The sequence below is a fragment of the Bacillus sp. mrc49 genome, assembly GCF_002803435.1.
Genome location: NZ_PHNG01000639.1, coordinates 1 through 11,191, shown reverse-complemented (window position 1 = coordinate 11,191; position 11,191 = coordinate 1). Strand labels below are relative to the sequence as shown.

9 protein-coding genes, 1 pseudogene and 1 riboswitch are annotated in these 11,191 nt (G+C 43.1%); of the genes and pseudogenes, 3 read left to right on the top strand and 7 right to left on the bottom strand.

Features of this window, described 5'->3' with window-relative positions; genetic code table 11:
- Positions 1 to 126: pseudogene (locus CVN76_RS07115) on the bottom strand (manganese ABC transporter ATP-binding protein); the annotation flags it as partial.
- 12 nt (positions 127 to 138) lie between these two features.
- A complete protein-coding gene (locus tag CVN76_RS07110) occupies positions 139 to 1,062 on the bottom strand; it encodes a metal ABC transporter solute-binding protein, Zn/Mn family (RefSeq protein ID WP_100530701.1) in 924 nt (307 codons plus the stop codon).
- Positions 1,063 to 1,646: 584 nt separating this feature from the next.
- Here CVN76_RS07110 and CVN76_RS07105 point away from each other — a divergent pair.
- The gene (locus tag CVN76_RS07105) at positions 1,647 to 2,609 is read left to right on the top strand and encodes a LacI family DNA-binding transcriptional regulator (protein WP_100530700.1); all 963 of its coding nucleotides are present in this window, start codon (positions 1,647 to 1,649) and stop codon (positions 2,607 to 2,609) included.
- A 213-nt stretch (positions 2,610 to 2,822) separates the two neighbouring features.
- Positions 2,823 to 3,006, top strand: a riboswitch (Lysine riboswitch).
- Positions 3,007 to 3,105: 99 nt separating this feature from the next.
- Positions 3,106 to 4,557: an amino acid permease gene (locus tag CVN76_RS07100; protein ID WP_061142390.1), complete on the top strand. Its 1,452-nt coding sequence runs from the start codon at positions 3,106 to 3,108 to the stop codon at positions 4,555 to 4,557.
- 229 nt (positions 4,558 to 4,786) lie between these two features.
- Here the strand turns inward: CVN76_RS07100 and CVN76_RS07095 are convergent, their stop codons facing one another.
- From CVN76_RS07095 to CVN76_RS07075, 5 genes are all read right to left on the bottom strand, one after another.
- The gene (locus CVN76_RS07095) at positions 4,787 to 5,869 is read right to left on the bottom strand and encodes a Ger(x)C family spore germination protein (RefSeq protein WP_100530699.1); all 1,083 of its coding nucleotides are present in this window, start codon (positions 5,867 to 5,869) and stop codon (positions 4,787 to 4,789) included.
- The gene (locus tag CVN76_RS07090; protein WP_100530698.1) at positions 5,866 to 6,966 is read right to left on the bottom strand and encodes a GerAB/ArcD/ProY family transporter; all 1,101 of its coding nucleotides are present in this window, start codon (positions 6,964 to 6,966) and stop codon (positions 5,866 to 5,868) included. Before CVN76_RS07090 ends, CVN76_RS07095 begins: the two co-directional genes overlap by 4 nt.
- A 23-nt stretch (positions 6,967 to 6,989) precedes the next feature.
- Positions 6,990 to 8,483: a spore germination protein gene (locus CVN76_RS07085; protein ID WP_232732133.1), complete on the bottom strand. Its 1,494-nt coding sequence runs from the start codon at positions 8,481 to 8,483 to the stop codon at positions 6,990 to 6,992.
- 154 nt (positions 8,484 to 8,637) lie between these two features.
- On the bottom strand, positions 8,638 to 9,168 hold the full coding sequence (locus CVN76_RS07080) for a YhcN/YlaJ family sporulation lipoprotein (protein ID WP_100530697.1): 531 nt from the start codon (positions 9,166 to 9,168) through the stop codon (positions 8,638 to 8,640).
- A 541-nt stretch (positions 9,169 to 9,709) separates the two neighbouring features.
- On the bottom strand, positions 9,710 to 10,039 hold the full coding sequence (locus CVN76_RS07075; protein WP_100530696.1) for a DUF948 domain-containing protein: 330 nt from the start codon (positions 10,037 to 10,039) through the stop codon (positions 9,710 to 9,712).
- A 118-nt stretch (positions 10,040 to 10,157) separates the two neighbouring features.
- Between CVN76_RS07075 and CVN76_RS07070 the strand changes: the two genes are divergently transcribed.
- The gene (locus CVN76_RS07070) at positions 10,158 to 10,337 is read left to right on the top strand and encodes a hypothetical protein (RefSeq protein ID WP_061142385.1); all 180 of its coding nucleotides are present in this window, start codon (positions 10,158 to 10,160) and stop codon (positions 10,335 to 10,337) included.
- Positions 10,338 to 11,191: the final 854 nt, after the last annotated feature.

Sequence of the window (11,191 nt, the reverse complement as noted above, 5' to 3'; positions counted from 1 at the left end):
TGCTCCGTTAGGGCCGATGATACCGATTAAATTCCCTTCCGGCACCTCGAATGAGACATCCTCCACAACCGGTTTTTTATGATAAGCGATCGTTAAATTCTCAACCTTCAAAGCCGCTTGCTCCATTTTTTCTCCCCCTTATTTCAAAGCATGGACGATCGTGTCTGTATTATGACGGACCATTCCTATATAGGTTCCTTCCTCCGTACCCTTTTCACCCATCGCATCCGAGAATAATTCACCGCCGATTTTCACGCTATGGCCCTGCTTGGCAGCTCCTTGAATGACAGCCTCTATCGCCTTCCTCGGAACGCTGGACTCTATGAAAATCGCTTTTATTTCGTTCTTCACCAGGTAATTCCGCATATCCGTCACATCTTTTGATCCATATTCCGACAATGTGTTGATTCCCTGAAGCCCCCTTACGTCCAAACCATATGACTGCCCGTAGTAACCGAAGGCATCATGCGCTGTAACAAGCACCCGTTGGTCTTCCGGAATTTTATTTATTTCGTCCTGAACGTACCGATCCAGCTCCTCCAACTGCGAAACATATTTTTCATAATGCGAGAGATAGTCCGCTTCATGATCTGGGTCATTGGCAATCAATTCCTTCTTCACCGCCCCTGCAGCAACGATCCATAGCTTTACATCAAACCAAACATGGGGATCATGTTCCGTTGCACTTACTTTACGAAGCTGGTTTTCCTTAAAATCCTCCGTTACGGCGATCGTCGGTTTATTCTTGCCCATCATTTCAAAAATATCGGTCATCTTCCCCTCCAGATGGACTCCGTTATAAAAAATCATATCGGCCGAATCCAGAGTCTTCACATCACCTTGAGTCGCCTTATATAGATGGGGATCGACACCTGGTCCCATTAAACTAGTGACCTCAACATGTTTGCCGCCGATATTCTCAGCCAAGTCCCCAATCATTCCTGTTGTGGCGACGACCTTCAGCTTGCCATTGCCTTTATCCTGTTTGGCCGTGTCATTGCCGCATCCTGTTAAGATCAGCACTGCAGCAAGCACCCCTCCGATCGTTTTTAGAAACCCCATCCAAATACCCTCCCTTTTTTATCATTCTAAAAGTTTTTACCTAATGCAAATTTTAATGTAAATTTTTTTATATTGTCCTATATACTAAAAAGTTTCCTTCACACAACTTATTTTATACTATACACAAATATTCGAAAAGAGTGCAACTTTTTTACTTTCCAATGATTTTCCCCAACACAAATACTGCTCGGAATGCTTCATTCCCAGCAGTAAAGATGGTGTTTTTACGAAACGATGGAGACAGGGTTATATAACGGGGCGTGAAAGGTGAATATAAAGCAGAGGACCTTTTTCAAAACCGATTATCCGAGGTGCGCTGTGCATTTGAAGATCATCATTTTTCCGGTTTCGAAGATATTGCCAAGTATGCCAAGCCCAATTCGATCCCGCAAAGCGCAATCAGGGTGATTAATGTTTGAATCATTTCGATTTCCTCCTCCCTCAAGACCTAAATCAATCTTAAAGGATGAAACCCATATCATAACAACCCCCCATGCCAAAATATATCCAGCGGAAACAACTGCAATCTTGCCCTGAAATGGGTTTCATAAGGTACAATATCATAAAAGAAAAACGGTGATCCCATGACAAATATAAAAGAAATTGCCCAATTTGCCGGTGTATCCGTCTCAACGGTATCTCGTGTATTGAATAATCATCCGTATGTTAGCCCAGATAAAAGAGAAAGTGTCTTACAAGCGATTGAACGATTGAATTATACGCGAAATATCAATGCCATTCATCTTTCAAAGGGGAAAACGAACCTTTTGGGCATCATCCTCCCCTTCACCAATCATCCGTATTACGGGGCTATCGTGAATGGAATCACGAAGCAAGCGAATGCAATCGGATACCATATCGTCATCTTTCAAACCCATTATGAAAGAGAGAAGGAAATTCAAGCCTTGAATATGCTGCAAATGAAGCAACTTGATGGTATTATCGTCTGCTCCCGGATTTCGGAAATGAAAGTCCTCCTAAGTTATCAAAAATACGGACCGATTATCTTATGCGAAGATACGGCTCAGGCTGAATTGTCATCCATCAGCATCGACCATTATGCAGCTTTTTCCTGTGCACTTGAATACGTGATCGCTAAAGGATATACGAAGATCGGCTACAGTCTCGGCCGTAAGAAAAGCAGGAACAGTTATCTTCGGACAAAGGCCTTCAACGACATCATGACAAAGCACCAGCTTATGAACAATCAAGAGTGGCTATTCGAGGGGAGTTACCATATCAAGGACGGGGTCCAGCTGTTTCAGCAATGGAGTTCGCTGCCAAACAAGCCGGAGGCCATCATCATCACGAATGATGACACGGCGGCCGGATTCATCCTTACCGCCAAAAAATCCGGCATAAGGGTGCCTGAAGATGTAGCCATCCTCGGCTTCAATAATGACAGCCTCAGTGAGATGCTCGATATCTCGACCATTTCCTTGCCCCTGGAATGGATCGGAAAAATGGCGGTGGAATTATTCGAGAATCCCGGTATCATTAAACATGTGAAACTGGACTACGCCCTTATTAAAAGAAAGACCGTGTAATGTCGGCAGTAGGGAGATGATTCTGCCCACCTAGGAAAAAATAACCACTAAAATTAACCATTGCTATATCTTTAAGATTATTTTATAATTTTAATATAGTAAAGTTTACTCAAGCACTAGCAATCTATCAACGATTGCATGAGTAAAAATCGTACGGCGTTTTCTATTAAAGAGACGCAACGATTCATCATAATTGAATACTTCCTCATTTACCGATGAGTTAGAGGCTGCAGCTTACAAGAGTATAACGGACGAGATTCAGGAAAATCGAAGACTCCGTTAAAAAGGGTAAGTTGCCGAAGTTAGGGTATATTCCATGTATATTCTCGCTGGCGGTGTTGCCGAACAGGAACATCACTGTCACGTTTTTTTAAAAGCGTGGGGAGCTATCTTCGGAAGGATAAACGGGTTTATTATAAACAGCCGTCGATCTTTTTCGACTGCTGTTTTTTGTTTTTTTCCGTATCCTTCCAATAAAAAAGGAGTGTAACATCAATTGTCAAATTCTCAGCCAACATCAAGCCCCACTGAATTGAAAAGGAGCCTGAAAGCGCGGCACTTAATGATGATTTCATTAGGCGGCACGATTGGAACAGGTTTATTCTTAGCAAGCGGCGGCGCCATCCATTCGGCCGGTCCCGGCGGTGCCCTTGTGGCATATGCAGTCATCGGCATCATGGTTTATTACTTAATGACAAGTCTTGCAGAAATGGCAGCATACATGCCAGTGGCCGGGTCGTTCCGTGTCTATGCATCCAAATTCGTCGATCCTTCCTTCGGTTTTGCAATCGGTTGGAACTATTGGTATAACTGGGCAATCACCATTGCTGCCGAATTGGCAGCCGTTGTCCTGATCATGAAGTTCTGGTTTCCTGATACGCCATCGTTTATCTGGAGTGCCATTGCCCTGATCATGATGTTCCTTATCAACTACATGTCCGTTAAAGGTTTTGGCGAAGCCGAATTCTGGTTTGCCATGATCAAAGTCGTAACAGTGATCATTTTCCTGATCACAGGTGTTTTGATCATTCTTGGAATCATGGGCGGCAAGGACCCCATCGGTTTCTCCAACTTCACGATGGGCGAGGGGCCCTTTAATGGAGGCTTTTTCACGATTTTAGGCGTTTTCATGGCTGCCGGTTTTTCATTCCAGGGAACGGAATTGCTTGGAGTGACGGCGGGAGAAAGTGAAGATCCGGAAAAAAACATTCCCAAAGCGATCAGATCCGTTTTCTGGCGCATTATCTTGTTCTACATCCTTGCCATTTTCGTAATTGGCATGATCATACCGTTTACGGATTCACGTCTGCTTAGTGAAGATGTTGCCGTCAGTCCTTTCACGCTAGTCTTCGAGCGTGCCGGTCTTGCCTTTGCAGCCTCCATCATGAACGCGATCATCTTATCATCCGTACTTTCTGCCGGTAACTCAGGCATGTATGCCTCAACCCGTATGCTCTGGGACTTGGCACGTGACGGGAAAGCGCCGAAATTCCTTGGCAAGCTGGATAAACGGGGAGTTCCGGTCAATGCACTTATCGTCACTGCTTTAGTTGGCTGCCTTGCATTCCTTGCTTCATTTTTCGGGGATGGCGTCGTGTATATCTGGTTATTGAATGCTTCCGGCATGGCCGGCTTCGTTACATGGGTAGGGATTGCAATTGCCCACTATCGGTTCCGCAAAGCATATTCAGCCCAAGGGCTTGACTTGAATGCATTGCCATATAGGGCCAAGGGATTCCCATTCGGTCCCATCTTTGCACTTGTTCTATGCATCATCATTATCATTGGACAAGGCTACCAAGCTTTTACAAGCGACGGGATCGACTGGAATTCGATGTTCGTATCCTACATCGGCTTGTTTTTATTCTTCGCCCTATGGTTGGGTTATAAATGGAAGCATAAAACGAAAGTCATTCCACTTGAGGAATGCGATCTTAAAACGAAATGATCCATATAAAGGACCCGGTCTCCGCCATTTATGGGGAAGCCGGGTCCTTTTCTCATTTCATTGGTCGATTCCGGTTCCCTCCAGCCATTTAAATCGCCCATCCGATACGCTTGCACCACTGCTTCTTTCCACCATGTTTTATCCAACGCTTCCCCCCTTCCTTAAACGCATCGACACAACCCATCCAGCAATACCTTATTAAAAGGGGGAACTTCCGGATATTCTTCGTTCATTCCGATATTCCCGTTTGAATCATTTCGATATTCAAATCCACTTCGATCGGAATATGAGGGTACACCTCTTCCCAATGTTTACGATTGAAATTTCTCGTTTTACTTTTAGCATGATCACCGAGTGCCAGCGGATCTATATTATACGTTTGGAACATGGTCACCATCTCATTTAGTTTCTTACCGAGGATACGTTCCGCTTTGGCCTCTATTTTGTTCACTTCGACAGGTTTGTTCAAGTCGAAGCCTTGAACCTCCAGCAGATTTGCTTTCAATTCCACTTCAATCCTGGCCTTCGGGTTCCGATTGGCATTCGTGATGCGATAACGGACACGCGATTCCACATTATCGATAGTTGTATAATCATTTTCCTTCCATTTAATTTCATAGCTCCCCAATTTAAAATTCTCACTAAGGATCTTGAATAAAAAACCGTCCTCATAAGGAATGTATTTGCCAATATATTTATCCCTTTTAAACAGGGCGATCCCTTTCACGATTATTTGGTCTTCCGCCTTTTCCAATAAGGGCATGACCGGATCGATGCCGTTACCATGACTTGCATATAAATACTTATGCAAATCTACATCAGTCAAATTAGTCCTCATATTCTGTTCGATCAACTCTTTTACTTGAACGCCTGGAGTCCTGACCATTTTCGGCTCCATCCTTACGACATCCTCCGCTTTGCCATCAACGATCGCCAAAAACAGATCCCTTCCCACCATCGGGTCACGCCGATATGTATCCACATAATCATTCAGCCCTCTTCTAGCCAATTCATCACCGTACAGGATGACTGTCAGTCTCCCGCCGACGATGGGAAACGGCGTTTTGGCATTTTCTTGCTGCCGAGTGGCGTTTATATCATGGGAAATCGCTTCATATACCTCTTTCCCTAGATTCGCTTCCTCTCCTGGCTGGGGCACACTGACAACGACTGTACCTTTGATTTTATCCTCACCAGCATCGTCATAGCCGACGATTTCAGCAATTAAAATATCCTCCAATATTTGCTTTTCCACTCCGCACGCCGATAGTATGATGCAGCATGATGCAATCAAGAGCATTTTGAAGTTCATGGTTTATGGCCCCTTACTTTATAAACGATCGTCTGCGATAAGAATAAAAGCGGAAGATACACATAAATGATATAAAATCCTATACGTGAACCGATCGTGTTGAACAAGTCGATCTTATGACGGTTATCCAAGAAAAGGCAGGCAACTAAAATGACGAGCAAAAACATAACCAACAACTTCCTCTGCCTAACCCCGAATGCCCTTTTTGCCGTCCTGCTTGCTGCCCAGATTCCTAGGCAAATATTCGGCAGCACCATGAACAGCCATAGGGAAACGCCGATGTATTCGAACCTTTCAATGAACGGAAGGTCGGCGATTTTCCATAAGGTCAAGGTTGCCCAAATGACATCCTTCAGCTGATCCCGATGGTAGTAGGCAATGGAAACGATAAAGGAGTTTAGGTATATCGCCATGGTGAACAGCACCCCTAAATGCGCCCACTTTTGCGAATGCTCACGCTTTTTGATGAATGGATAATAAATCAGGAGTAATTCAAACCCAAGATAATTCAACGTCATATTCTTGCAGGCCTTCATGATTTCCAAAAAGGAATGATCAAAAACGGGACCCAAATTTTCAAAATGGGCGTGTTTTAACGGAAAATAATTCAAAAGGATTAAGGGGGAAGTGATTACGAGTCCGATCAAACATAAACCTGTAATGACCCTGAACCCTCCCACAACAAAGCTATACACGAGTATCAGGATGATGCTTAAAAGCATGAGGATATTCACCCCTGGGAACATCCAAACCTGAATCACCTCCAAATACGTCCTGACAATGATGATGGTAATGGCGGTAAAGTAGAGGATGAATAAAATATTGAAGGCATTTCCTGCCCACTTCCCAAACAAATCGTGATGGATGGCAACCAAATCTAGCGTTTGTGTACCTCTGCCCAGCATCTTATAGCACATCCAAACCAGCATATTGATGGTCAATCCTGAAATGATGATTGATATCCATGCGTCCTGGCCAGCCTCTTTCGCGATGAACCGTTCGAATCCTAAAACCCCTACGCCAATCTGCATGCCTGGCATAAGGAAGAAAACAAAAAATGTTGATATCAGCTTCGTTTCATTTGGTTTGATTTCCATACCCTCTCACCGCTTTCCGGACCTTATTCATCAATATCCCTCTGTGAACTTTTGGATTCAACCTTCTTCCTTATCCTGACTCGATCTTCCGTTCGCAGAAATTGAGGGCGTTTTTTCTGCTTTGAAAATGGCAGGCGAATTAAGCTATCTTTAAAGTCATGAAATCGCATCGGGTAAAGCGGCTCTAAATAGGGGCTGCCAAGCGAAGTCAATTTCAGCAAATGGCTTAATATGAAGGCACTGCATAAAACCAGCCCGAACAGTCCATATAACTGGGCTGCAAGCAGGAAAGGGAAGCGGATGAGGCGAATCGTATTGCTGATTTGATATATCGGTACCGTAAAAGATGCAAGGGCCGCCAAAGCAACGAGCATCAACAAGACGTTACTGACGAATCCTGCTTCCACAGCAGCTGTGCCAATGACGATACCACCGACAATGCCGATCGTCGAACCGACCTTTGCCGGAAGCCTGACCGCCGCTTCCCTGAGAAGCTCGATCGTTCCTTCAAGTACGATCGCTTCCAAGATCGGCGGAAAAGGAATCACTCCCCTTGACGATATTAAAATCGGCAAAAGATCTGTTGGTATCACCTGATAATGATAGGTGATGACGGCAACATACAGTGACGATGAGAAAATGGAAAAGAGAACCGCAAATAGGCGGATCAAACGAAAGGAAGTGCCCAGGTTCCAAATTTGCAAGTAATCTTCAAATGACGAAAAAAACGAAATGATCGTATTGGGACCGACCAATGCATGAGGCGATCCATCAAGCATGATCCCTATTTTCCCTTCCGATAATACGGTTGCGAGGTGATCCGGCCGCTCCGTATCTATCAGCTGCGGGAAAATGGAATTCCGATTATCCGTGATCATCTGGCTCACAAACGAAATGTCGACGATCGTGTCATAATCTATATCGGCGATTCTTTGCATCACCGTTTCTACAATCTGTTGATTAACGATGCCGTCCATATAGAGCACAACTAACTTTGTTTGCGAGATGCTCCCCACCCGGAATTCCCTGGAGCGCAGTTCGGGAGAGGGTAACCGATTACGAATCAGATTCAAATTCGTATCGAGCGATTCAACAAAGGCTTCTTTCGGTCCAGCCACCGTATACTCAGACTCGGGTATCGAGGTTTGCCTCTTCACACTTTGAACGCAAGGAATGAGCAAACACGAATCATCTGCCTTTCTTGATTGAATCATGACTGATCCTGCCATGACCATTCGTTGAATGATGATGATATCCGAGGTCACTTTCATATTTTCCATTGGAATGTCGCTTTTTAATTGCTGAAGACTCCTTCTTGGCTGATCTTTGATCACAGCCAGTATATGCTCATGTAACTTTTGATCATTGACTAGAGAATGAAAATAAGAAATCGTATAGCCATCCTCATCGGGGAATTGGAAGGTTAAAAAATCATTGGATGCTTCAAACAGTTTACGCAATCGCTGAAAATCCTTGGGTGTTTCCTCATTTTCTTTTTTGACCTTAAAAAATCTCACACTCCCACCCCCTAATGACAGATCCTCCAGTTTTTTGTTATTGTAACCACTCTCTTTAAAGTTACTCAAAGCTGCCTATAAAAGGAAAAGGCCTCCCGAATTTCATGCCTTTTTAAAGCATGAAATCACGGATAGGCCCTTGCACTCGATTTACTTACCTTGAACTTGGGAAAATGCGGGTTACAAGCTCACGGAATTCATCAGCGAATCCTGCAACAGGTTTTCCATTTTGTATGTCATTCGCATACCCATCCATCCTTTGAACAAAGTCAGGATTCGTCGATACATATACCTTATCCACCGATGAATCGGCTCCTCTTACTGCATCTGCCACTTTATTCTTCAAGTCATTCGAGACATCTTTAGCTCCACTATTGTCATTGAGCACAGCTCCTACATATGCATGATGATCCGTCACAATGACCCTGGCGCTCTTAACTTCCTTTAGAGCCTCGACACGGTTGGAGATATCATCGGAAACCCTCATATCGCTTACGTCATTAGCATTATTTTGCATGTTATTAACATTTTGCCTCGTGTCACTAACATTCATTGGATTTTCATAATTATTTTGGTTCGTGCGATTCAGACCAAGATTCTCACTTGCTCCTTCTTTAGTATTGGAATTACAGCCTGTTATCACCAATGCCACCATCGCACTTGATATTATCGCTTTATAATTCATCCTTACACCCCTCTCTAATGGTTTAACGTTACTATTTGCATGGAGGAGGTGAATTATTCGAAAAAATCGATATCATCAAGTGCGATGCATTCGTACGGCGTTAAAATTTGACCGTTTCATTGCACTGCAGGCACTCCCTTTCCGCGGGCGGTTGGGGAGCCTCCTCGGCGCATGCGCCTGCGGGGTCTCCCCTAGACCGCATTCCCCGCAGGAGTCTCGCACCTTCCGTTCCATTCCACTCTGCATTAATACGAAGATAAAACCCCAATGCCTATTGTTTTAAGGGTTAGTATTTTTATCGCCTATTCCACACTACATAAAAACGAAGTTAGACTTTCAAATACAAAAATTCAGGCGTATTTGTACTAAGTCTGTGTCTTTCTTCTGCATAAGAACTAAGAAAGACCCTCGATTGCCCGCATTTATGTGCATATCTCCTTAAGTTTGCACACAAAAAAGACACCGTCTGCAAAATACAGACAGTATCTCCTTTAAGTTGCTTTTCCCAGGCTGTCCTTCCACTCTTGAAAGTGCTAACGGATTACCCATCACTTCTTTTTCTGATGCTCAGCTTATCGCCTTTTATCGTATACCAAATATTCTTGAATGGTTCTGGTGATTGTTTGGCTGCTTCCACCGTATATTGGACAGCCTCTTTTTTATATTGAACATCTTCTGTGATCTCCTTCTGTGTTAGGGAGAGCTGATCGGTTTCGGATTTGATCTGATCCGTTTTTGCCTGGATGCGCGTTACCGTTTCATTCACATTCTCGATTGTCGGCTTGGAATCCTTGAATGTTTTGAAAGCAAAAAAAGCTAAATAAATAAGAGCTCCGATAAAGAGGGCAAGACTGATGTAGACAATGACCACCTAAATTCCTCCTTCTTGTTTTATCTTTACTATACCCTTAATCATAGGCAGAAAACGAATCCCCATGTATTTTCTTCTATGCCTGGTCATATTATTAAAAGAAAAAGGAGGAATGAACATGAATCAGATGCCGCTACTCAAAGCCTGCTTCAAGGCTGGGATGCACTTCATCAGACATATCACCATCCAGCAGGCTGCCGTTATAGCAGGAATCATCTTTTTGATCATTCATCCAGAAATCTTCAGCCCGATTTGGATCACACTCGCAGCCTCCGTCCTTGTATTGATTCTGCTTTGAAGCGCTCGACAAACCCCTATCAGGAAAACCCCACTCCACTGGCTGCCGTCAGTAACATAACGACCTTCAGCCAGTTAAAAGCTTAGGAGCCCATGGATAACCACGAAAAAAAAGTTTAATCAAACGATTGATTAAACAGGGATTTGCCTTGCGCAGAAACCTTTCTCCCTATCAACCCTCATTATCTTTTCGAAAAAGGTGCCCCAAAAAAGAAAAACGTTCGCATAAGTGAGCTATTACGAACGTCCATGTATACCTATCCTCTTTCAATCAGAGGAATCATCCGCATTTTCTTCGTTATCTTTTTTGGCACTATAATATCCACAAAAAGTTATGGTCAGGATAAATATGATATAAAAAGAAAGACCTACGGCCCAATTGGGGATGAAGTCTTGAATATCTATACGAGAAAAAATTACTAAACATGCCAATGGTATATAAGAAATAAACCATAAATATAATTTATTTCGAATGATAAAAATAGTAGATATTATTATACATATTGTACAATACACTATTTGAAACAATTGAATCACCTATTCATTTTTTGTTGCTCTTCTTAAGGTCGAACATTAAATTAAGGTAGCTAACCAAGACAATCTAGGCAATCGAAATAAATAAAAATACTAAATGCACTCAGCATAACCAACTAGTACCTTTTAAACAATTTTCCTCTAATAATTTAAAAATCAAGTATGGTTTCTATACTTTCAGAATACCTATCCACAAGCTTAAAGCCTTATTCTTCAGCCTCATCTTCATCCGTTTTTTCATCATTTATCCATTGCTGATAATGAATAATTTCATGCGCAAAAGTATCTAGCATAGCATAAAGAGCATCGACTTTTCCTCGA

Bases quoted from the DNA above. Each gene is read 5' to 3' on its own strand.
- CVN76_RS07110 (WP_100530701.1), bottom strand. From the start codon at position 1,062: ATGGGGTTTCTAAAAACGATCGGAGGGGTGCTTGCTGCAGTGCTGATC.
- CVN76_RS07105 (WP_100530700.1), top strand. From the start codon at position 1,647: ATGACAAATATAAAAGAAATTGCCCAATTTGCCGGTGTATCCGTCTCA.
- CVN76_RS07095 (WP_100530699.1), bottom strand. From the start codon at position 5,869: ATGAACTTCAAAATGCTCTTGATTGCATCATGCTGCATCATACTATCG.
- CVN76_RS07090 (WP_100530698.1), bottom strand. From the start codon at position 6,966: ATGGAAATCAAACCAAATGAAACGAAGCTGATATCAACATTTTTTGTT.
- CVN76_RS07080 (WP_100530697.1), bottom strand. From the start codon at position 9,168: ATGAATTATAAAGCGATAATATCAAGTGCGATGGTGGCATTGGTGATA.
- CVN76_RS07070 (WP_061142385.1), top strand. From the start codon at position 10,158: ATGAATCAGATGCCGCTACTCAAAGCCTGCTTCAAGGCTGGGATGCAC.